General features: G+C 65.4%; 19 protein-coding genes. 13 read left to right on the top strand and 6 right to left on the bottom strand.

Annotated elements, in window-relative coordinates; all coding sequences use genetic code 11:
* Nucleotides 1–108: 108 nt before the first annotated feature.
* The gene (pgi, locus tag NY08_RS11580; RefSeq protein WP_045200239.1) at nt 109–1,758 is read right to left on the bottom strand and encodes a glucose-6-phosphate isomerase; all 1,650 of its coding nucleotides are present in this window, start codon (nt 1,756–1,758) and stop codon (nt 109–111) included.
* Between the two features lie 82 nt (nt 1,759–1,840).
* Here pgi and NY08_RS11575 point away from each other — a divergent pair, with 82 nt between their 5' ends.
* Nucleotides 1,841–3,292 (top strand): NAD-dependent succinate-semialdehyde dehydrogenase, encoded by a 1,452-nt coding sequence (locus NY08_RS11575; protein WP_045200238.1) that lies wholly within the window; start codon nt 1,841–1,843, stop codon nt 3,290–3,292.
* A 46-nt stretch (nt 3,293–3,338) separates the two neighbouring features.
* Here the strand turns inward: NY08_RS11575 and NY08_RS11570 are convergent, their stop codons facing one another.
* Nucleotides 3,339–3,629: a chorismate mutase gene (locus NY08_RS11570; RefSeq protein ID WP_032396247.1), complete on the bottom strand. Its 291-nt coding sequence runs from the start codon at nt 3,627–3,629 to the stop codon at nt 3,339–3,341.
* Nucleotides 3,630–3,925: 296 nt separating this feature from the next.
* Here NY08_RS11570 and NY08_RS11565 point away from each other — a divergent pair, with 296 nt between their 5' ends.
* On the top strand, nt 3,926–6,403 hold the full coding sequence (locus NY08_RS11565) for a UvrD-helicase domain-containing protein (protein ID WP_032395773.1): 2,478 nt from the start codon (nt 3,926–3,928) through the stop codon (nt 6,401–6,403).
* Between the two features lie 71 nt (nt 6,404–6,474).
* Here the strand turns inward: NY08_RS11565 and NY08_RS11560 are convergent, their stop codons facing one another.
* Nucleotides 6,475–7,497, bottom strand: coding sequence for a M23 family metallopeptidase (locus NY08_RS11560; protein ID WP_045196484.1), 1,023 nt, complete (start codon nt 7,495–7,497; stop codon nt 6,475–6,477).
* Nucleotides 7,498–7,737: 240 nt separating this feature from the next.
* Between NY08_RS11560 and NY08_RS11555 the strand changes: the two genes are divergently transcribed.
* The 4 genes from NY08_RS11555 to NY08_RS11540 all read left to right on the top strand — a co-directional run bounded on the left by NY08_RS11555 (nt 7,738) and on the right by NY08_RS11540 (nt 12,314).
* Entirely contained in the window at nt 7,738–9,603 is a 1,866-nt protein-coding gene (locus tag NY08_RS11555; protein WP_144407356.1) for a hypothetical protein, read from the top strand.
* A 147-nt stretch (nt 9,604–9,750) separates the two neighbouring features.
* Complete coding sequence (gene sucC, locus NY08_RS11550; RefSeq protein WP_032395771.1) at nt 9,751–10,914, top strand: ADP-forming succinate--CoA ligase subunit beta; 1,164 nt, start codon at nt 9,751–9,753, stop codon at nt 10,912–10,914.
* An 8-nt stretch (nt 10,915–10,922) separates the two neighbouring features.
* Nucleotides 10,923–11,834, top strand: coding sequence for a succinate--CoA ligase subunit alpha (sucD, locus tag NY08_RS11545; RefSeq protein WP_032381720.1), 912 nt, complete (start codon nt 10,923–10,925; stop codon nt 11,832–11,834).
* Nucleotides 11,835–11,972: 138 nt separating this feature from the next.
* Nucleotides 11,973–12,314 (top strand): DUF2200 domain-containing protein, encoded by a 342-nt coding sequence (locus tag NY08_RS11540; RefSeq protein ID WP_032395770.1) that lies wholly within the window; start codon nt 11,973–11,975, stop codon nt 12,312–12,314.
* Nucleotides 12,315–12,321: 7 nt separating this feature from the next.
* Here NY08_RS11540 and NY08_RS11535 read toward each other — a convergent pair whose 3' ends face one another.
* Nucleotides 12,322–12,639 (bottom strand): hypothetical protein, encoded by a 318-nt coding sequence (locus tag NY08_RS11535; RefSeq protein ID WP_143546216.1) that lies wholly within the window; start codon nt 12,637–12,639, stop codon nt 12,322–12,324.
* Here NY08_RS11535 and NY08_RS11530 point away from each other — a divergent pair.
* Entirely contained in the window at nt 12,632–13,123 is a 492-nt protein-coding gene (locus NY08_RS11530) for a hypothetical protein (protein ID WP_144407355.1), read from the top strand. The two genes, NY08_RS11535 and NY08_RS11530, sit on opposite strands and share 8 nt — an antisense overlap.
* A 72-nt stretch (nt 13,124–13,195) precedes the next feature.
* Here the strand turns inward: NY08_RS11530 and NY08_RS11525 are convergent, their stop codons facing one another.
* Together NY08_RS11525 and NY08_RS11520 are read right to left on the bottom strand one after the other, a co-directional pair.
* Nucleotides 13,196–14,206, bottom strand: coding sequence for a hypothetical protein (locus NY08_RS11525; protein WP_045196478.1), 1,011 nt, complete (start codon nt 14,204–14,206; stop codon nt 13,196–13,198).
* 7 nt (nt 14,207–14,213) lie between these two features.
* On the bottom strand, nt 14,214–14,729 hold the full coding sequence (locus NY08_RS11520; protein ID WP_032395766.1) for a hypothetical protein: 516 nt from the start codon (nt 14,727–14,729) through the stop codon (nt 14,214–14,216).
* A gap of 209 nt (nt 14,730–14,938) precedes the next feature.
* On the opposite strand from NY08_RS11520, the gene NY08_RS11515 reads away from it, so the two are divergent.
* From NY08_RS11515 to purH, 6 genes are all read left to right on the top strand, one after another.
* Nucleotides 14,939–16,162 (top strand): acyl-CoA dehydrogenase family protein, encoded by a 1,224-nt coding sequence (locus NY08_RS11515; RefSeq protein ID WP_032395765.1) that lies wholly within the window; start codon nt 14,939–14,941, stop codon nt 16,160–16,162.
* Between the two features lie 109 nt (nt 16,163–16,271).
* Nucleotides 16,272–17,396, top strand: a complete 1,125-nt coding sequence (gene sfnG / locus NY08_RS11510) for a dimethylsulfone monooxygenase SfnG (protein ID WP_045196476.1) — start codon at nt 16,272–16,274, stop codon at nt 17,394–17,396.
* 94 nt (nt 17,397–17,490) lie between these two features.
* Nucleotides 17,491–18,675: a DUF5336 domain-containing protein gene (locus NY08_RS11505; RefSeq protein WP_045196474.1), complete on the top strand. Its 1,185-nt coding sequence runs from the start codon at nt 17,491–17,493 to the stop codon at nt 18,673–18,675.
* 71 nt (nt 18,676–18,746) lie between these two features.
* The gene (locus tag NY08_RS11500) at nt 18,747–20,189 is read left to right on the top strand and encodes a cell division protein PerM (protein ID WP_144407354.1); all 1,443 of its coding nucleotides are present in this window, start codon (nt 18,747–18,749) and stop codon (nt 20,187–20,189) included.
* Nucleotides 20,190–20,269: 80 nt separating this feature from the next.
* Nucleotides 20,270–20,884, top strand: a complete 615-nt coding sequence (purN, locus tag NY08_RS11495; protein WP_045196473.1) for a phosphoribosylglycinamide formyltransferase — start codon at nt 20,270–20,272, stop codon at nt 20,882–20,884.
* Nucleotides 20,881–22,437: a bifunctional phosphoribosylaminoimidazolecarboxamide formyltransferase/IMP cyclohydrolase gene (gene purH, locus NY08_RS11490; protein WP_045196471.1), complete on the top strand. Its 1,557-nt coding sequence runs from the start codon at nt 20,881–20,883 to the stop codon at nt 22,435–22,437. The genes purN and purH overlap by 4 nt, the downstream gene beginning before the upstream one ends.
* Nucleotides 22,438–22,448: the final 11 nt, after the last annotated feature.

Genomic DNA, 22,448 nt, shown 5'->3' with positions numbered 1-22,448 from the left:
GGCTGACCTGTTTGGATCCGCTGAGCGCGATCTACGGCCCGTCCAGGAATCCGCACCGCCTGCAGGGTGCGTGGATTCCTACTGGGGCCGTAGATCCGCCTACGGCCCTCAGGCCGAACGACCCCGCAGTGATCGGTACCAGCGCACCAGTGCATCGGTAGATGAATCCGATTGTGCGGCAGGGGCTTCGGCGTCGGTGAGGACCGGCGTCAGTTCGAGGGCCTGGGTCTTGCCCAGTTCGACGCCCCACTGGTCGTAGGAATCGACTCCCCAGATGACGCCTTCGACGAAGACCTGGTGTTCGTACAGGGCGATCAACTGACCGACCACCGATGGCGTGAGCTTGGGGGCCAGGATCGAGGTGGACGGGCGGTTGCCGGGCATGACCTTGTGCGGCACCACATCTGCCGGGGTGTCCTCGGCGGCGATCTCCTCGGCGGTCTTGCCGAACGCGAGCACCTTGGTTTGCGCGAAGAAGTTGCTCATCAGCAGATCGTGCATCGATCCGGTGCCGTCGCGGGTGGGCAGATCGTCGGTGGGTTCGGCGAATCCGATGAAGTCCGCGGGCACCAAACGTGTTCCCTGATGCAGCAATTGGTAGAAGGCATGCTGGCCGTTGGTGCCCGGCTCGCCCCAGAAGATCTCGCCGGTCGGCGTGGTGACGGGGGAGCCGTCGGCCTTGACGGACTTGCCGTTGGACTCCATGGTCAGCTGCTGCAGGTATGCCGCGAAACGGGAGAGATCATTCGAATACGGCAGCACCGCACGGGTTTCCGCGCCGAAGAAGGAGCTGTACCACAGGCCGACGAGGCCGAGCAGAACCGGCGCGTTCTCGGCCAGCGGCGTCAACCGGAAGTGTTCGTCGATGCGGTGGAAGCCGTCGAGGAACTCGCCGAACGCCTCCTTGCCCACAACGGCCATGACCGACAACCCGATTGCCGAATCGACGGAGTAGCGTCCGCCGACCCAATCCCAGAAACCGAACATGTTGGCGGTGTCGATGCCGAAGTCCGCAACCCGCTCGGCGTTGGTGGACACGGCGACGAAATGCTTGGCGACGGCGTCCTCGCCGAGAGCGTCGACGAGCCAGCGCCGGGCCGCGGTGGCGTTGGTCAGCGTCTCGAGGGTGGAGAACGTCTTGGACGCGATGATGAACAGCGTCGACGCGGGGTCGAGTCCGTCGAGCGCACCGACGAGATCCGCGGGGTCGACGTTGGAGACGAACTTCGCGGAAATGCCCGCGTCGGCGTAGTGCCGGAGCGCGTTGTAGACCATGACCGGTCCGAGGTCGGATCCGCCGATGCCGATGTTGACGACGGTGGAGATCTTCTCGCCGGTGGCACCGACCCATTCGCCCGAACGTACTCGATCGGTGAATTCGCCCATGGCCGTGAGGACTTCGTGTACATCGGCGACGACATCCTGGCCGTCGACGGTCAACGACGCGTCGGCTGGCAGACGCAACGCAGTGTGCAGCACGGCGCGGTCCTCGGAAGTATTGATGTGCTCGCCCGCGAACATGGCGTCGCGCTTGCCTTCGACACCGGCGGTGCGGGCCAGTTCGACGAGCAACTCGACGGTCTCGCGAGTGATGCGGTGCTTGCTGTAGTCGATGTGCAGATCCGCGGCCTCGAGGGTGAACGTACGGCCTCGGTCGGCGTCATCGGCGAACAGTTGCCGAAGATGAGTTTCGGCGATCGCGGAATGGTGTTCGGTCAGCTTCTGCCAGGCATCCGTGCCGGTGATATCGACGCTCATACGAACCAACAGTAATCCCGTGCCCAGTCGCGCGCGCGTCGTTCTCGTTTGCGCCGGGCGCTGCGGAGGCATCATGGACGGTATGGACCAACGTGCATTGATCGAATCGATTCCGGCAAAACTGTGGATCGGCGGCAAGGCCGTCGACGCCGAAGGAGGTAAGACGTTCCCGGTGAACGATCCGGCCACCGGGCGGCCCCTGACGGAGGTGGCCGACGCCTCGCCCGCCGACGCGATGAAAGCGCTCGACGCAGCTGCGGCGGCGCAGAAGAGCTGGGCGGCAACACCTGCCCGCGAGCGCAGTGAAATTCTGCGAGCGGCGTTCGAGAAGGTCACCGAACGTGCCGACGACATCGCGCTGCTGATGACCCTGGAGATGGGTAAGGCCCTCGCCGAATCCAAGGCCGAGGTGAAGTACGGTGCCGAGTTCTTCCGCTGGTTCGCCGAGGAAGCAGTCCGCATCGGCGGTCGCTACACCCCGGCCCCGGCGGGCAATGGACGCATCCTCGTCACCAAGGCTCCGGTGGGGCCGGTACTGGCGATCACTCCGTGGAACTTCCCGTTGGCGATGGGCACCAGAAAGATCGGGCCCGCTCTGGCCGCCGGCTGCACCATCGTCGTCAAGCCCGCTCGTGAGACCCCGCTGACGATGCTGCTGCTCGCTCAGATCTTCGACGAGGTCGGCCTGCCCGAAGGTGTGCTCTCGGTGCTGACGACCTCGAAGTCCGGCGACGTCACCGGACCCCTCATCGAGGATCCGCGGATGCGCAAACTCACCTTCACCGGTTCGACGGGCGTCGGCAAGTCTCTCGTCCAGAAGTCCGCGACTCGGCTGCTGCGCACCTCGATGGAGCTCGGTGGCAACGCACCGTTCGTGGTGTTCGACGACGCGAACATCGACGACGCGGTGGACGGCGCAATGCTCGCCAAGATGCGCAACGGCGGCGAGGCCTGCACTGCGGCGAACCGTCTGCACGTGCACAACAGCGTGCGCGAGGAGTTCACCACCAAGCTCGTGGCGAAGATGGACGAGATGAAGCTCGGCCCCGGCGTCGACCCCGATACGAAACTCGGACCGCTCATCAATGCCGACCAACTCGAAACCGTGCAGGAACTCGTCGACGACGCGGTGGCCAAGGGCGCGACGGTGGAACTCGGGGGCACTGCGCCGGGCGGCGACGGCTACTTCTACCCGGCGACCGTTCTTACCGACGTGCCTGCCGACGCGAGAATCCTGAAGGAAGAGGTGTTCGGGCCGGTGGCTCCGATCGTCGGCTTCGACACCGAACAGGAAGGCATCGACGCTGCGAACAACACCGAGTACGGCCTGGCGTCGTACATCTACACCGAGAATCTCGATCGTGCGCTACGGGTGGCCGACGCCATCGACAGTGGCATGGTCGGCGTCAACCGCGGAGTGATCTCGGACGCGGCTGCGCCGTTCGGTGGGGTGAAGGAATCGGGATTCGGCCGTGAAGGCGGATCGGAGGGAATCGAGGAGTACCTCGAGACCAAGTACATCGCTCTGAAGTGAACGAACGCAGGTCGGGTGCGCACGCGGCGCGCCCGACCTGGGGGAATCAGTGGCCGAGACGACCGCGGCCGAGGCGGAGCAGGAGCATGGCCAGCGTGTGGCCTTCCTGGCCCAGGCTGCTGAAACGCTCGAGAACCTTCATCTCACGGCTGTGCACCAGGCGCGGTCCACCGGAGGCCATGCGGGTGCGTCCGATGATCTGCGAGACCTCGGATCGACGTCGAACCGCGGCGAGAATCTCGGCATCGAGGCGGTCGATTTCCTGGCGCAGGTCGTTGATCTCGGCTTCGCTGGTGGGCAATGCGGTCTCTGAGTCGATCTTCGTCGTCATGGCCATCGTCTCTCCTCGGGTCACATCTTGGATCGTTGCGTCGTCCGTCACCGTTACGCCTTTCGTATTCGGAACTGCATCGCCGATCGTTCGGTTCCCGTCCGGAACCGGGGGCGTTGCGTCTATCGACAGGCTCCTGCACGCGTGGCCGAACAGCGGCCGACCCGATGCAAGCGATGACGTACGGTTTTTTCGATCACCGATCCAGTGTGCCACGGGTCAACCCTCCTGAAAAGTCGTCGGTTCGGCCGACGACCACGGGATGTGGGTTTGTCGGTACGCGCCGGTAACCTGACCAGACGATGAACACATTCCTCCAGGGCCTCCAATCCCGACAGAACACCTCGTCCGACACACTGCTGGAAGGGCTCAATCCGCAGCAGCGTGAGGCCGTTGTGCACACCGGATCTCCGCTGCTCATCGTGGCCGGAGCCGGGTCGGGCAAGACGGCGGTACTGACGCGTCGTATCGCGTACCTGCTCGCCGAGCGTGGAGTGTCACCCGGCCAGGTTCTGGCCATCACGTTCACCAACAAGGCCGCTGCCGAGATGCGTGAGCGAGTCGCCGGACTCGTGGGGCCGCGAGCGAACGCCATGTGGGTATCGACGTTCCACTCGAGTTGTGTGCGGATTCTGCGCGCGCAGGCTGCGTTGCTGCCGGGTCTGAACTCGAACTTCTCCATCTACGACGCGGACGACTCTCGGCGGCTGCTGACGATGATCTCCAAGGATCTGCAGATCGACACCAAGAAGTTCTCGGCGCGGCTGCTCTCGACGGCGATCTCGAACCTGAAGAACGAGCTGATCGGTCCCGACAAGGCGGCGGAGGACGCCGACGGCGATCCCGCCGAGCTGCCGCGGCTGGTGGCCAAGGTCTACGGCATCTACCAACAGCGGCTGCGGGCGGCCAACGCCATGGACTTCGACGACCTCATCGGCGAAACGGTGGGCATTCTGCAGGCCTTCCCCCAGGTGGCGCAGTACTACCGACGCAGGTTCCGACACGTTCTGGTCGACGAGTACCAGGACACCAATCACGCCCAGTACATGTTGGTTCGTGAACTGGTCGGCACCCCCGACGCCGACGGCGCACTCGAGGGCACCGTTGCACCGGGCGAGCTGTGTGTTGTGGGTGACGCGGATCAGTCCATCTATGCATTCCGTGGTGCCACGATCCGCAACATCGAGGAATTCGAGCGCGACTATCCCGACGCTCGCACCATCCTGCTCGAGCAGAACTACCGGTCGACGCAGAACATCCTCTCGGCCGCCAACGCGGTGATCTCGCGCAACATCGGCCGACGCGAGAAGAAGCTGTGGACCGACACCGGCGAAGGCGAGTTGATCGTCGGTTACGTCGCGGACAACGAGCACGACGAGGCGTCGTTCGTTGCCTCGGAGATCGACCGACTCGTCGACGGCGGAGACGTGCGCTTCGACGAGGTGGCGGTCTTCTACCGAACCAACAACTCCTCGCGTGCGCTCGAAGAGATCTTCATCCGACTCGGTCTGCCGTACAAGGTCGTCGGTGGTGTTCGGTTCTACGAGCGCAAGGAAGTCCGTGACCTCGTCGCGTACCTGCGCGTGCTCTCCAACGAGGACGACACCGTCAGCATGCGGCGCATCCTCAACACTCCGCGCCGGGGGATCGGCGATCGCGCCGAGGCCTGTGTCGCCGTGCACGCCGAGCAGCGCGACATCAGCTTCTCGCGCGCTCTGCACGACGCGGCCGCAGGCAAGGTGGCTCTGCTCAACTCGCGTCAGCAGAAGTTGATCGCGCAGTTCATGGAGTTGCTCGACGAACTCCGTGCAGTGCTCACCGCGACCGACGGGGACGGCAACGACATCGCAGACATCGGCGATGTCGTCGAAGCCGTTCTCGACCGCACCGGCTACCGTGCCGAGCTCGAAGCCAGCAGTGACCCGCAGGACGGTGCGCGCCTCGACAACCTCAACGAACTTGTCAGCGTTGCAAGAGAATTCACTTCCGAGGCGCGCAATCAGGCCGCGGTGGCGGCGGAGGCGCTCGAAACCGGGGACGACGAGAGCGGCGACGAGGACGGTGGCGTCGACGGGTTGGCCGAGCCGGGGTCGCTCGCGGCGTTCCTCGAACGGGTCTCACTGGTGGCCGACACCGATCAGATCCCCGATTCGGGCACCGGCGTCGTGACGCTGATGACGCTGCACACCGCGAAGGGTCTGGAGTTTCCGGTCGTCTTCGTGACCGGTTGGGAGGACGGCCAGTTCCCGCACATGCGGGCGCTCGGCGACCCCAACGAACTGTCCGAGGAACGACGCCTGGCGTACGTGGGCATCACCCGTGCGCGACAGCGGCTCTACCTCACGCGCGCGATCATGCGCTCGGCATGGGGCCAGCCCATCGCCAACCCGGAATCGCGCTTCCTGCAAGAAGTTCCGCAGCACCTGATCGACTGGCGACGAGAGGATCCGGGCACCGGGGGAGGCCGAGCCATCGGCGGCGGCAGATCCGGAGGTTACGGCTCGGGTGGCGGATACGGATCGAACAGTTACGGCTCGGGCGGGTACGGCGGATCGTCGAATCGCGGGCAGAGTTCGACTCCCAGTTTCGGTGCCGCCAAGGGCCGCAACTCCAATCTCGTTCTCGCTGTGGGCGATCGAGTCAGCCACGACAAGTACGGCCTGGGCACGGTGCTGGAATCGACCGGTGCCGGAGTCAAGGCGATGGTGTTGATCGACTTCGGTTCCGCCGGCCGCGTGAAGATGATGCTCATCGGCGGCGTCCCGATGACCAAGCTCTGAGTCTTTTCAGCACACGAAAAAGCCGGGCCCTGCGAAAGCGGGGTCCGGCTTGTTGTGCGACGAAGGAGAATTCAGTCCATCTCGGGGCCGAGGGAGATGCCTCGGGAAGCGAGCCACGGAAGCGGGTCGATCTTGACCTCGCCCGGAAGGTGTACCTCGAAGTGCAGGTGCGGTCCGGTGGAGAAGCCGCGGTTGCCCATGGTCGCGATCTGATCGCCTGCCATGACGTCCTGGCCGACAGTGACGGTCGAGGTGTCGATGTGGCCGTAGACGGTGATCGTGCCGTCGGCGTGCTGAATGCGAACCCACATGCCGAAGCCTGCGGCCGGACCGGAGTCGATCACCTTGCCGTCGGCGACGGCGTAGATCGGAGTTCCGATGGCATTGGCGACGTCGACGCCGGCGTGGAGTACGCCCCAGCGGGTGCCGAAGTTGGAGGTGTAGGTGCCCTGCGCGGGAAGTGCGAACAGGGGCCTGCGGGCAGCGGCTTCGCGTGCGGCACGCTCTTCGCTGAAGCGCTGGCCCTTGGCGAGCAGGTCGTTGAACTGGCTCAGATCCACCGGTGCAGCGATGCTGAGGATCTGCGGTGCTTCCGACGGCGTCGCGCTGGACGAGTCGGCTTCGATCTCGGTGGTCTGCGGCGTGGTGGTGGCCGCGACTGCTGCGGCGGCGGGTGCTTCACCTGCGGCAAGGGCGTACTCGGAGGTGGCGACTGCGGCGGGTGAGTCGTCGTTGACGACGGCTTGGCCTGCTGCGACTACCGCACCTGCGGCGACTGCGAGAACGGCAGCTCGGCCCTTGAGTGCGGTGGGAGGAAGGGGGATACGGTGTGCGCCTCCGCGACGGGCCACGGGGGTGGCGTCTGCGGTGGTGGCGTACGAGGTGACGACGGTCGGAGACTCGTCGGCTGCGATGTACGGGGTCTCGACGAACTCGGCCTCGGCGTACCGGTACGCGGGGTAGGAGTACGCGTCGTACGCGCTGTCGTCCTCGGCGGGTTCGGAGATGGGCTCGTAGCTGTAGACCGTGGTCGCGTCGTCGGCCGTGGGTCGAGAGAACCGGCTGGAAGTGAAGGACGCACGGTGTTGCTGCAAGACCTACAACCTCCGTTATCCGTGACCTGGCCGTTACTGAAAGACTCGGCAGACGGTAACGAAATGATTGCGGGGCGCGCAAGTTAACAGCCGAAACCGGCGGCATATGTGAGATGGCTCACAAGTCGACCAGCGGTTATGTCGTGACGGGCCACATTCGTAATCGGACACGAGAACCCGTGGACGGCACACGGCGACAGTAACGGTTCTCGCACCGATCGAGCCGATACCGTGATCCGAGTGCCGACTCCCACCTTCGACGACTCGTCCGCCCGCGGCTCCGAGCGAGCGGAACCGCAACGGATCCGACCTCAGGACGGAGAGTTCGGCCGAGCGGACGATCCGTCGCCCACCCCGCGTGGCGCGCTTGCCGTCGTACTCGCTCTGATCGCTGCGATTGCCACGGTCGCGGCCCAACTGATCGGCGTCGTCCGCAGCGCCGACGGGTCGCCGGTGGGTGACGGGGCAGTAGTGGCCGCGATCCTGGCCGGTGCCGTCCCCGTTCTCGTGGTGATCGGAGCCGCGGTGGGCCTTGCGGGCAAACGCGTCGAGCTTGCGGCGGCCCTGCTGGCCGGATACGGCGCGGTGGCGCTCGGATTCACACTGCTCGACGTTGCTCTGTTGGCCGATCCCATCGACGCGAATCGGCTCGAGCTCTTCCGCCCGCTGAGCGCCGCGATGCTCGACGCCACCCCGGGCGCCTATGTTCTGCTCGTCGGTCACGCTGTGTCGGTTCTGGCGGGTGTTGCGGGGTGGTCCGCAGTGCATCGCGCCGGGCTCGGTGACGGGTACGGCCACTCGGTGTATTCCGAACACGTGGGACGGGCGGCGGCGGGGCGCGTCGGGCCGATGCTCGCCGGGCTGCTCGGCGCGTTCGGTGTGCTTGCGGCCGTTGCAGCGTTCGCCTCGCTGTACCGCTCGTCCGATCCGGTCGTGATCGTGACGGCAGTGGTGGAGTCGCCGGTGTTCGTCGCGGTGGGCTCCGCAGTTGTCGGTATCGCGGCGCTCGTGGTGGCCGCATCGGCGTTGGCCGCACTGTCGCCGCAGGTGGCGTCGGGCGCATCCGTCGGAGCCGGGCTCGGGGTGCTCGGATTCGCCGGGGTCGGCCTGCTCGCGGGCCTCGGTACCGGTGACCGGGTGGATGCCGGACTCGGTGCATATCTGGGGACGGTCGCAGGGCTCGGACTGCTGATCTGTGGCGCACTGGTCGCGCCCGTCGCCGCGGCGCGTGACCGTCGAGCACTGGAGAGAGCGCAGCAGCGCGAGACGGGTTCGCGCGGTGTCCGCGGTGTCTCCGGTCCCGGAACGACGCGGTGGCATGCGGCAGCCGGAACTGCAGGCGTGCTGTCCGGTGTGCTGTTCGTTCTCGGATCGTTGCTGCCGATTCTGGAGACCGACTCGGGGATCGCCGCGCCGCAGATATTGGCCACTCGCGTGGTGTTGGTCGCCGGGTTCGTGATGATTCTGGGTTCGGTGCCGCTGCTGTTCTCCGAGTTCGCCTCGACCGCGCGACCGTTCGTGTCGATGTTCTGGCTCGGCGCGGTTGCCGCTGCGGCGGCGGTACTCCAGTCGGTGGTGCTCGCCGAGGACGTGGAGGGTGTGAACACCGGCGTCGGCGCGCTGGGGATCATCGCAGGCGTCGTCGCCGCGGCTGCCGCCGGAGTGCTGGCTCTGTTCGCCGGATCTGCCGAGCGCGACGATGTCGACACGTCCCAGGACTCCGCGACCGATGGTGTGGTGCTCGGTACCGGATCGATCGGAGCCGTACTTCTGGCGGTGGGACTGGCGCTGCCCCTGTATCGCGGCAGCGACCTGACGGCCGCGACCGTCACCGAATTTCCGTGGGGCTGGGATACCTGGGGGCAGATGCTGCTCGCCGTCGGAGTGATCGTCGCTGCCGTCGTTGCTGCGCGTGCCAGGTCCGCTCGCGGTGCCGTCCTGCTCGCTGCCGCAGCCGTCGCGGGCATCGTGCATCTGTCGTCGTGGCCGCTGACATCCGCGCGCGCCACCGATCCCGAGATGGGACCCGGCGTGCTGCCGTCGGTGGCGGGAATCCTCGTTCTCGCTGTCGCGGCGGCACTTTCGGCCCGCCGCGCAGATCGGTGACGCCCGTTTCAACGAGCCGGCAGCGGTGAGATAGGCCACATAGCATGCATGCGCCCGATACGCCGTCGAGGCACCTGGATAAAGTCCATGCTCAGACCCGCTCACACCCGACGGAGCGGGCGTCAACGTAGACGAGACGGTGAGCTGATGGATCTCTTCGAATACCAGGCGAAGGAATTGTTCGCCAAGCATGGCGTACCCACCTCCGCAGGCCGTGTTACCGACACGGTCGCCGGAGCAACAGAGATTGCCGAAGAAATCGGCAAGCCAGTAATGGTCAAGGCACAGGTCAAGGTCGGCGGCCGCGGCAAGGCCGGCGGCGTCAAGTACTCCAAGGACGTCGCAGCAGCCACCGAGAACGCAGAAGCGATTCTCGGACTCGACATCAAGGGCCATGTCGTCAAGAAGCTTCTCGTTGCAGAAGCTTCCGACATCGCCGAGGAGTACTACATCTCCTTCCTGCTCGATCGCACCAACCGCACCTACCTCGCAATGTGTTCGGTCGAGGGTGGCGTCGAAATCGAGGTGACGGCGGAGGAGAACCCCGACGCACTCGCACGTATCCCGGTCGATGCCGTCAAGGGCGTCGACCTTGCTTTTGCTCGTGAAATCGCCGAAAAGGGCAAGCTTCCCGCCGAGGTGCTCGACGCCGCTGCGGTGACCATCCAGAAGCTGTGGGAGGTCTTCATCAACGAAGATGCTCTCCTGGTCGAGGTCAACCCGCTGGTTCGCACCCCGGACGATCAGATCCTCGCCCTCGACGGCAAGGTGACGCTCGACGCCAACGCAGACTTCCGTCAGGCCGGCCACGCCGAGTTCGAGGACAAGGACGCAGCCGATCCCCTCGAGGCCAAGGCCAAGGAGAACGACCTCAACTACGTCAAGCTCGACGGACAGGTCGGCATCATCGGAAACGGTGCCGGACTGGTCATGTCGACCCTCGACGTCGTCGCATACGCGGGCGAGGCACACGGCGGCGTCAAGCCCGCCAACTTCCTCGACATCGGCGGCGGCGCATCGGCCGAGGTCATGGCCGCAGGCCTCGACGTCATCCTTGGTGACGAGCAGGTCAAGAGCGTGTTCGTCAACGTCTTCGGCGGCATCACCGCGTGCGACGCAGTGGCCAACGGCATCGTCGGCGCGCTGAAGAAGCTGGGCGACGACGCCAACAAGCCGCTGGTCGTCCGTCTCGACGGCAACAAGGTCGAAGAGGGCCGCAAGATTCTCGCCGACGCCGCGCACCCTCTGGTGACGCTCGCCGGAACCATGGACGAGGGCGCCGACAAGGCCGCCGAGCTGGCAGCGAAGTAGAGGAAACAATGTCTATCTTTCTGAACAAGGACAACAAGGTCATCGTCCAGGGCATCACCGGCGGCGAAGGCACCAAGCACACCGCCCTGATGCTCAAGGCAGGCACCCAGGTCGTCGGCGGCGTCAACGCACGCAAGGCCGGAACCACGGTCAAGCACGTCGACGCACAGGGCAACGACATCGAATTGCCCGTCTTCGCTTCGGTTTCCGAGGCCATGGAGAAGACCGGAGCCGACGTGTCCATCGCGTTCGTGCCGCCGGCATTCTCCAAGGACGCCATCGTCGAGGCGATCGACGCGGAGATCCCGCTGCTCGTCGTCATCACCGAGGGCATCCCCGTGCAGGACTCCGCGTACGCGTGGGCCTACAACGTGGAGAAGGGCAAGAAGACCCGCATCATCGGCCCGAACTGCCCCGGAATCATCACTCCCGGTGAGGCTCTCGTCGGCATCACGCCCGCGAACATCTCGGGAACCGGCCCCATCGGCCTGGTCTCCAAGAGCGGCACGCTGACCTACCAGATGATGTTCGAGCTCCGCGACTTCGGATTCTCGACGGCCATCGGCATCGGCGGCGACCCGGTCATCGGAACCACCCACATCGACGCCATCGAGGCGTTCGAGGCGGACCCCGACACCAAGGTCATCGTCATGATCGGCGAGATCGGCGGCGACGCCGAAGAGCGTGCAGCCGACTACATCAAGGCCAACGTGACCAAGCCGGTCGTCGGCTACGTCGCAGGCTTCACCGCTCCCGAGGGCAAGACCATGGGCCACGCAGGTGCCATCGTCTCCGGCTCGCTGGGAACGGCGCAGGCGAAGAAGGACGCACTCGAGGCCGCGGGCGTCAAGGTCGGCAAGACGCCGTCCGAGACCGCTGCACTCGCACGCGAAATCCTGGAATCGCTGTCCGTCAAGTAGGACTCGCTTCTGGAAAAGCCCGCCACCGATTTCGGTGGCGGGCTTTTTCGTGTGCCCCCTGCTCCGCGTCAATGGACCACTGCATGCGTCTGGGCGGTGCAATGTCACATTGATGCGGATGGGTCTAGATTGATCCGCGTGCACAGGATCTTCACCACAGCGTTCAGCTCGGTCTATCCGCACTACGTGAACAAAGCCGAACGCAAAGGTCGGACGAAAGCCGAGGTCGACGAGATCATCCGGTGGCTCACCGGGTTCGATCAGCCGACCCTCGATAGACATCTCGAGGCCGAGACGACGTTCGACGACTTCTTCGCGGCCGCGGACCTCAACTCGAACTCGACGCTGATCACCGGAGTCGTCTGCGGCATCCGCGTCGAGAATGTCGAGGACCCCCTGATGCAGAAGATCCGCTACCTGGACAAGCTGATCGACGAGCTGGCCAAGGGTAAGAAAATGGACAAGATCCTGCGCGAATGACCGTTGCTCAGTAGATCGAATGGGTGAGGGTTGCGCTGTATTCGTCGGCAACGACTCCCGTACTGGGGATGGCCACCGATATCGTCGACATCCAATCCGTCACACAGAGTGCACCGCCGGTCTTGGCTAGGGTGGGCGTGGGAGTCAGGCTGACGTTGACAGCACCGGAGTTGCCTGCGAGTCCCGCGGTGCACCGCGATGACGGCGCGCTGTAGGTCGCCGAGGTAGGGACCAGCGTTCGGCCCGTTTTCGCTCCCCGAAAATTGGACAGGCTGACGTCGGACTTCCATCCAGCGGTGCCGACCCCGAGCACGACCATGTTCATCGTCGCTGTCCAGGTCGATCCCGGCGTGACGCTCGATGGTGCCGCGATCGAAACCGGTGCCGCGATATTGAGCAGATTGTCTGCGGCCACGGCAGGTGCCGCAGCCCTGATAGCCGGTTTTCGAGGGTCAGTGATCGTCGTAGGCAATGAGGTTGTCGGTGCAGGCACCGTGGTTGTCGGGAGGCTGACAGTGGGCACCGACGAGGTGGTGTCGGCAGGTGGGGCCGGGGTCGAGACCGCCGGACCGACCTCTTCGGTTGTCGGCGGTGTCGATGCGGTTATCGAGGACTCGGTCGACTCTTCCGTCCTGCTCACCTGTGTCGACGGGGTGTCGCTACTGGCAGTTGCCCCAGGAACGAGAGTTGCACACGTCGGGGGCGGCGCGGCCGAGGTGGTCGGCGGAACGGTGATCGTTGGCGTAGGTACTACGGTTGCTTCAACCGCGCAGACCTGTTCGGTTACAGACGAATCGGGAATCGGCTGAGCGGAGACAGTCGGGTTGGTGGTGGCCGCAAGAGCCACCGCCAACCCGACGGCTACCGCCAGGCGTCGCATCTCAACCGACCTTACGTCGCCGCATCACCGCGACGACTGCGGCTGCGATCGCGACGACGACCAGCGCCGCGAGTCCCCAGATCCATACCGGTGTGCCGGAATCCGACGATGTTTCCTCCGCCGCCACCGAGCCCTGATCCGGGAACGTCAACTCGACGCCGGATGTCTTGCTCACCAAACCACTCGTGATGGTGACCGCTGCCTGCCATGGACCGGCAGGGAGCGCAGGGGCCAGCGTGAAGGTGACGCTTCCCGTTTGCCCTGGCGCAATTGATCCGCCCGAACCCTTCACCGGGGCAGTCGAAATCCCGCCGGGACCTCCCGACAGCTCCACGGTTCCACTTGGGTCGAGGGCTCGCCCGCCGGTGTTCGAGATGGCGGCAACGATCTCCGGCGCGCCCGAGTCGTTGCGTGACGCGGTGACATCGCCGATCTCCAGGTCGGCAGCCGGGCCGTTGCCGGGTCCCACCGACAGATACGTACGAATACCCACGCGGCTGACGTTCTGGATGCCCGTTCCGGTTGGGGCACCGGCAGTTTGCGCCCACACGACGGCGTACTGCTCACCTTCGGCGGCGTCGGGTGGAACCGCGATGGTGACGACCGCTTCGGCCGCGGAGTTCGGAGCCAGCGCGAGGTCTGTCGGCGTCACCGACATCCACGTCGTGAGCTCGTTGACAGCGCGGTCGTCACCCACCTCGAAGCCGGAGTCGTCAGCTCCTATCGATGCGGCAGCGGGGTACAGGGTGATCGGCTGCTCTTGATCGCTGCTGTTGCTGACCTCGATTCGTCTGGTGATCGTGGTTCCAGGAGGCAGGTTGTCGATGATGTACGCCAGCGCACGCGGATCGTCCTGCAAGGACACCGGCGCTTCGAGCAAGCGAATACCCACGCTGCCCACCGGTGTCGGTTCGGCCGGTTGCTGAGCGGCCGCCGGAGCCTGCGTGACGAACGCCGAGGCGAACATCAGCACGGTGAGGACTCCGGCAGCCAATCCCCGATGAAGTGACATGTACAGATCAGGCGACCGAATGCGTGACAACACCCGTGTACGTACCGGCCACGACATCGCTGGGCAAAGCGACGGAGACGGTGCCGGTCCAGGTAGCGGTGTTCGCTCCGACGACTGCCGTCGCGGTGACCACAGGCTTGTTGGAGTCGATGGTCTGAGGAACCAGTATTCCGGCCACCGTCGAGACGCCTGTACGCGCAGGCAGGAGCGGTGCGGAATAGGTGACTGCGGTCGCAGGGATGGACGCGGGGTCCGGCGCGGGCTTGTCGAACGCGGTGCTGATCGCCGACGCCGTCCAGCCATTGATTCCGAGTCGCTGGTCGGACACGACGACAGGGGTGATGCCTCCGCTCGCTGTGTTACCGGTGACGGTCAGCGCCTGGGATGTCGGGGCTGTGATCGTGAGTGCACCTCCCGTGACGGTGAACGTCACATTGGTGGGTACGGCATTCGAGACAGCGGGGGAGATGACGGCAGCAACGAGGGCACCGGCGGCGGCGGTGGCGAAGAGTGACTTGCGCATAGGGGACGTCCTTGGGGAGGGCGAGCGCTCGGACCCGCCGGTTTGTGATGTGCACAACATTAATCGCTGGATGTCGTGAGTCGTTACAAATCAGAACTATCTGTCCGCGAGCATGTTTTCGAGGTGCGAATCGGACCGTTTGTGCAGCTTTAAAATCCCGCTGAATCGAAGTGTGTTCATTGCTTCGGCGCAGGACTTCACTGTGCGTCATGACAACCACAGAAAATCGTGCTCTCACCAAGAACTGGCCCGACGCACCCACCACCGCTGCCGGATGGATTTCCCGCGCGGGAGAGGTAGCTCAACTCCTCGCCGTCGATGCCGTCGCTCGCGACAAGGGGCGTGAGGTCCCGACGGCCGAGGTACAGCTGCTCAAGGATGCAGGCCTCGTCACGCTGCTCGGCCCCGTCGAACACGGCGGCGCAGGCCAGGACTGGCCGACGGCATATCAGGTGATTCGCACAGTTGCGAAGGCCGACGGTTCCATCGGCCAGTTGCTGGGCTATCACCTGTTGTGGTTCTGGGCCGCGCGCCTGGTCGGTACTCCCGAGCAGATCGAGGCCGTGGAGGCCGACGCCACGAAGAACAGGTGGTTCTTCGGCGGAGCAGTCAACCCCCGCGACAACGACGTCGCTGTCACCGACGAGGGTGACACCATCGTCTTCGACGGTTCCAAGACCTTCTCCACCGGCAGCCGCGTCTCCGACGTCACCGTGCTCGAGGGTGCGCTCGAGGGCAGCACCGATCACGTGTTCGCGATCGTTCCGTCGAACATCGAGGGCTTGTCCTTCCACGACGACTGGGACAACATCGGCCAGCGTCAGACCGAGAGCGGCAGCGTCACCATCGACAAGGTTCGTGTCGATTGGGCCAGCGCAGCAGGTTTCGTGGACAAGGCCTTTCAGCCGCGGGTCTACAACACCCTCAACGTCCCGACAATTCAACTGGTGTTCGTCAACTTCTACCTCGGGATCGCGAGAGGTGCCCTCGAAGAGGCGGCGTCGTACACCAAGGACAAGACCCGTGCGTGGCTGCACAGCACAGTGGACAAGGCCGTGGACGAGCCGTACATCATCGACATCTACGGCGATCTGACCTCCAAGCTCTGGGCCGTCGAAGCCCTCGCCGACGCAGTTGCGTTGGAAGGACAGAAGATTCACGACAACGCCTGGAACGTCACCGCCGAGGAGCGCGGTGAGCACGAGGTTCGGGTGGCCGCAGTCAAGGCTCGCGCCACCGAGGTCTCGCTCGAGATCACCTCGACGGTGTTCGAGGCGCTCGGCGCGCGTGCGACCGCCAGCAAGTACGGATTCGACCGCTTCTGGCGCAACGTGCGAACCCACACCCTGCACGACCCGGTGGCCTACAAGCGTCGCGAGGTGGGCCGCTGGGTTCTCACCGGTGAGCTGCCCGAACCGACCTGGTACTCGTAAATCCTCACCTTTCTGGCCCCGATCCGACCCCCGATTTCCGGATGAATGTGCCATTCACGCCGTTCGAGCGCGTGGATGGCACATTGATCCGCCGAAGGATGACGCACACATGAGCACCGAAAAAATCACCGACGCAATCAAGTTCGCGTACTGGGTACCCAATGTCTCGGGTGGTCTGGTCACCAGCACCATCGAGCAGCGCACCAGTTGGGATTACGAATACAACAAGAAGCTGGCGCAGACTGCCGAGAACAACGGCTTCGAGTACGCCCTGAGTCAGGTTCGCTACGAAGCCAGCTACGGGGCCGAGTTCCAGCACGAGTCGACCAGTTTCTCGCTTGCACTGCTGTTGGCAACCGAACGACTCAAAGTCATTGCCGCAGTGCACCCCGGACTCTGGCAGCCGGCGGTCCTCGCCAAGCTCGGTGCCACTGCCGATCACCTGTCGAACGGCCGATTCGCCGTCAATGTCGTCAGTGGCTGGTTCAAGGACGAGTTCACCCACCTCGGTGAGCCATGGCTCGAGCACGACGAAAGATACCGTCGCAGCGCCGAATTCCTGCAGGTGCTGCGCAAGATCTGGACCGAGGACGACGTCGACTTCCGCGGTGACTTCTACCGGATCCACGACTTCACCCTCAAGCCCAAACCGCTGAACACTCCCGATCGGCCGAACCCCGAACTGTTTCAGGGCGGCAATTCGTCTGCAGCGCAGGAGAATGCCGGACGGTACTCGGACTGGTACTTCAGCAACGGCAAGGATTTCGACGGCGTCACCGAGCAACTCGACAACCTCCGACGCGTGGCACGTGACCACCGGCGTGAGGTGAAGTTCGGGCTCAACGGCTTCATCATCGCGCGAGACAGCGAGAAGGAAGCCCGAGACACGTTGCGCGAGATCATCGAGAAGGCGAACAAGCCCGCTGTCGAAGGTTTCAAGAGCGCGGTGCAGCAGGCGGGCAATGCGACGGGCGACAAGAAGGGAATGTGGGCGGACTCGACGTTCGAGGACCTCGTTCAGTACAACGACGGCTTCAAGACGCAGTTGATCGGCACGCCGGAGCAGGTGGCCGAGCGAATCGTCGCCTACCGTCGCCGCGGCGTCGACCTGATTCTCGGGGGCTTCCTGCACTTCCAGGAGGAGATCGAGTACTTCGGGGCGAAGGTGCTGCCGCTGGTTCGGGAGCTCGAGGCCGCCGAATCGAACGACACCGAGCTGGTTGCTTCGTGCTGACCTGGAGTTCCGTGATCGGTCGGGTCCGTGCAGTAGCGTGAGTTCTCGGACCCGACCGACCTGGGGTACGGACAATCTCAGATGAGGAGACGCGATGACCTACTCGCCCGGCAGCCCTGAAGCAGGGGGCTCCAACTCTGGTGGCTACGGCGGAGGCGGACCGTCCTACGGCCCGTCGTCCTCGCCGAATCAGCCGTCGTCCAATCCGCAAGGTCATCCAGGCCAGAATCAGCCCTTCCATCAGCCGTCGGTGTCCAATCCCTTCGGCCCTCCGGTCCCCGGCACCTCGGCACCGGGCCCGGCTTCCGCCGCACCGCAATCGAAGTTATCCGGATCAGCGCTGTCGAACCTGCCGAAGGTTCTCACGTTCGTGATCCTCGGACTCGGCATCGTCACCTTCCTGCTCGGACTGCTCGACCTCGTCACCGCCGAGGTCACCTCGTCTCAGGAACTGCCGAGCAGCATCCAGACGTCGTTCAGCACCACGTTCTTCGCGTCCGGTGGTAGCGCGGTGTCGATTGCGCTACTGCTGGCTGCGGGCTTGGTCGCGGGTGCTTCGCTGCTGCAGAAGGACGCGAGGAATCAGGCCGTGGTGGCTGCCCTGGCGATCGCCGGTTGGCTGGTGCTGGTCTTCCAGTCGTTCAGCCTGCCCAGCGCAGAGGGCAACGAGTTCGCCAGCACCACCAGCTCGCTCGGTATCGGTGCAATCCTGGTGCTCGTCCTGGGCTTCGTCCAAGCCGCCGCCGCGGTGGGGGCACTGCTGCTCGATGCGGGCATCGTCAAGGCTCCGGCTCCCAAGCCCGCGGGCTACGGCAATCAGAACCAGCAGCCCGGATACGGCCAGCAGAACCCGTACAACGCACCGACGACCTCGTTCGGTGGACCGTCGCAGCCCCAGAACTACGGCAATCCGCCGTCGTACGGTCAGCCCCAGGGAACCTCGTCCAACTTCGGTCAAGGCCTCAGCGGTCAAGCACCGAGCGGGCAGGCGTCGGGACAGCATTCCTACAACCCGGGTGCCCAGCCGCCGTACGGACAGTCCGCCCCCAACACCCCGTCACCCCAGGGTGGCTACACACCACCGCCGTACACCGGTCCGAGCGGCCCGGCCGCGGGGCAGGCCTACCCGCCGAACCAGTACGGCCGGCCGTCCGGATACGGCCAGCCCGCGGCCAAGTCGGACGGGCCCGAATCGGGCGAACAGTCGACGCCGTACGGTGCACCCACGCAATCGTTCGGTGCCACTCCCGCCGTGGAAGACGACAACAAGCGCGACTGATTCAGGCATCACAATCGACTTCGCGGCGCGCCTGACCGGCGCGCCGCGAAGATGATGCGACTCTCGTTGCGATGAGCGATCTATTGAACCGAGAGACGCGACGCGCGGCCGCCCGGGCTCCCCGTGCAGGCACCGGCCCGACGCCCGATCAGTCGCGCATGCTCGCCGCAGTGGCCTTCAAGACCTCCGGGCTGGTCGTGGTGATTGCGACGACCCTGGCTCTGATCACCCTCGTCTCCGTCAACAGCGACCTGACCGGAACCCTCGGGGCGATCGCCGGGTCGTGGTTCGCCGTACACCTGGTACCCCTGAGTATCGGCGGGACGTCCCTCGGCGTCGCACCGCTTCTGCCGACACTGATCATCGGCTGGTCCGTCGCCCGAACCGTCCACCACGCCGTCGACTACGACACCGACAGTCGCATGCTTCGATGGGTGTTCGCGGCGTCGATGGCAGGCCCGCTCGCCGTCACCGCCATCGCCCTGGCCGTCGCCAAGGACGCGTCCACCGTCATCGGACTGTCCAGCCCCAACGCACTCGTCGCGTTCTCCTGGGTCGCAGGCGTGCACGCGGCCGCATCCGGCACCGGTCTGCTTCTCGCGCGCTGGGACTCACTGGTGGTCCGCCGCGGACTCCCGGACTGGGTGCGCGCGCTGGTTGCTCCGTTCGTGCGGGCGATATCGCTTCTTGTCGCAGGCGGCGCCGCCGTCGTACTGCTGGCCTTGCTCGCCTCCTGGGAAAGCGCGGGAGCGCTGGTCGAGAGCGGTCGCGATGTCGTCGGCATGCTCGGGCTGACCGTAGTGTCGGTGCTCTACCTCCCCAATGTCGTCATCGGTGCCCTCGCGGTGGCCACCGGCTCCACTGCCGGTTTCGGCGATGCGTCGGTCAGCCTGTTCTCCACGACGGGAGGACCGCTCCCGCCGCTGCCGATCCTCGCCGTTCTCCCCGAAGGACCGGCGCAGACGATCTGGGTCGTGATGCTCGTCGTCCCGATCGGTGCCGGCCTGCTGCTCGGCCGCGACTGTGCCATCCGCAGCGCCGACATCCAGGTCGCCGTGTCGTCCGTGTGGGTCGTCGCGGCGGCAACCGGCGTGCTGGCAGCGTTGTTCGGCTACGCCGCAGGCGGAAACCTCGGCACCTTCGGCACCGTCGAAGTCACCGTGTGGAGCTTCGGGCTGCTGACATTCGCGTGGTTGGCCGTCGTCGGGTCCGCATCCGCGGCCCTCGTCGTGTGGCGTCGAGCAGAACCCGAGCCGGTCCGGGACGAGCCCGATCCGACTCCAGTACCCCCGGCGGCCGAGCTGGCGATCGAGGCCGCCCCACCCGAGACCGAAGACGACGAACAGGCCGAGGAGGTCGTCGAAGCGGAGGTCGTGGACCAGGTCGGGGACGACGTCCCGGCCGAGATGCCCCCGGCCGAAGAACCGGACGCACCCGTCGAGGCCGCTACCGACGAACCGTTGGATGCCGAGGTCGTCGCTCCGCCCGGAGACCAGGACGGACCTGCCCGGTAGGGCTCGGAGGCGCAGCGACTAGGCTTTCCGCTGGCTCGAACGATCCGCCTCGATACTTCAGGAGTAGTGCGCTGACTGCCTTGCGTGAGACACCCGCGCGGGTCGTCGTCCTCGCGTCGGGGACCGGCTCGCTCCTGCAGTCGCTCATAGCCGCGACTGCCACCGAGAACTATCCCGCTCGCATCGTCGCCGTCGGAGTCGATCGCGACTGCGACGCAGTCCGCCGTGCCGACGATGCCGCGATCCCGAACTTCCGGGTCGCCCTGCGAGACTTCGCCGATCGAGCGGCCTGGGATCACGCACTCACCGATGCCGCCTCGAGCTTCGAACCCGATCTGGTCGTCACCGCCGGGTTCATGAAGATCCTCGGCCCGCAGTTCCTCGGGACCTACACCGGACGCATCGTCAACACCCACCCTGCACTCCTGCCGTCGTTCCCCGGTGCACACGCCGTCCGCGATGCGCTCGACCACGGCGTCAAACTGACCGGTTCGACGGTTCATCTGGTCGATTCCGGAGTCGACACCGGGCCGATCCTGGCGCAGGAAGCCGTACCGGTTCTCGACGGCGACGACGAATCCGCGTTGCACGAACGCATCAAGATTGTGGAGCGACGGTTGCTGGTCGACGTGATCGCAGCCGTGGCCGCCAAAGGTGTCACCTCCGATGGACGAAAGGCTCAGATAATCCGATGAGTGAACGTAAAGCAGTGCGCCGCGCGCTGGTCAGCGTCTACGACAAGACCGGACTGATCGAACTGGCGACCGGCTTGCACAGCGCAGGCGTCGCTCTGGTGTCCACCGGATCGACGGCGAGCAAGATCGCCGACGCCGGAATCCCGGTCACCAAGGTCGAGGACCTCACCGGATTCCCCGAGACCCTGGAGGGGCGCGTCAAGACGCTGCACCCGCGGGTGCACGCGGGCGTGCTCGCCGATACCCGTAAGCCCGAGCATCTTTCGCAGCTCGAGGAGTTGGGCATCGAGGCTTTCGAGCTCGTCGTGGTGAACCTCTACCCGTTCACCGAGACCGTCGCCAGTGGCGCGACGCCGGACGAATGCGTCGAGCAGATCGACATCGGCGGTCCCTCGATGGTGCGCGCCGCGGCCAAGAATCATCCGTCGGTGGCCGTCGTCGTCGACCCGGCCCGCTACGAGGACGTGCTCACGGCCGTCTCCGGTGGCGGATTCACCCTCGCCGAGCGCACGTCGCTTGCGGCACAGGCTTTTCAGCACACGGCCGCCTACGACGTCGCGGTGGCATCGTGGATGAGCAGCGTTCTGACCCCCGACACCGAGACGGTGTTCCCGGAATGGATCGGCGGCACCTGGGACCGCTCGGCGGTGCTCCGTTACGGCGAGAACCCGCACCAGAAGGCAGCTCTGTACGTCGACTCCTCTGCTGCTGCAGGCATCGCGCAGGCCGAGCAGTTGCACGGTAAAGAGATGTCGTACAACAACTTCACCGATTCCGATGCGGCCTGGCGGGCGGCGTTCGATCACGCCGAGCCCACCGTTGCCATCATCAAGCACGCCAATCCGTGTGGCATCGCCGTTGGCACGGACATCGCCGAGGCGCACCGCAAGGCCCATGCGTGTGATCCGGTGAGCGCGTACGGCGGCGTCATCGCAGCCAACCGCGAAGTCACCGTCGAGATGGCAGAGCAGGTGGCAGAGATCTTCACCGAGGTCATCATCGCCCCGTCCTACGCCGACGGTGCCCTCGGAGTGCTGCAGCGCAAGAAGAACATTCGCGTGCTGCTCGCGGTAGCACCGCCCACCTCGGGCGTCGAACTCAAGCCCATCTCCGGCGGCGCACTGTTGCAGCAGCGGGACGTGCTCGACGCGGACGGCGACAATCCGGCCAACTGGACCCTCGCAGCCGGCGAACCCGCCGACGAGGCGACGCTGAAGGATCTCGAATTTGCCTGGCGCGCAGGAAGGGCCGTGAAGTCCAACGCGATCCTGCTCGCCCACGACGGTGCGTCCGTCGGCGTCGGAATGGGCCAGGTCAACCGCGTCGACGCCGCCCATCTCGCCGTGCAGCGAGCCGGGGATCGCGTCGCCGGTTCGGTCGCGTCCTCCGATGCGTTCTTCCCGTTCCCCGACGGTCTGCAGGTGCTGATGAGCGCAGGCGTCAAAGCCGTTGTGCAGCCCGGTGGTTCGGTACGCGACAACGAAGTGATCGCCGCGGCACAGGACGCGGGAGTGACGCTGTATCTGACGGGATCGCGACACTTCGCTCACTGAGCTCTCCTGCC

The sequence above is a fragment of the Rhodococcus sp. B7740 genome, from assembly GCF_000954115.1.
Lineage (GTDB): Bacteria > Actinomycetota > Actinomycetes > Mycobacteriales > Mycobacteriaceae > Rhodococcoides.
Note: the sequence above shows the minus strand (reverse complement) of the source record. Positions and strands in the feature narration are given on the sequence as shown.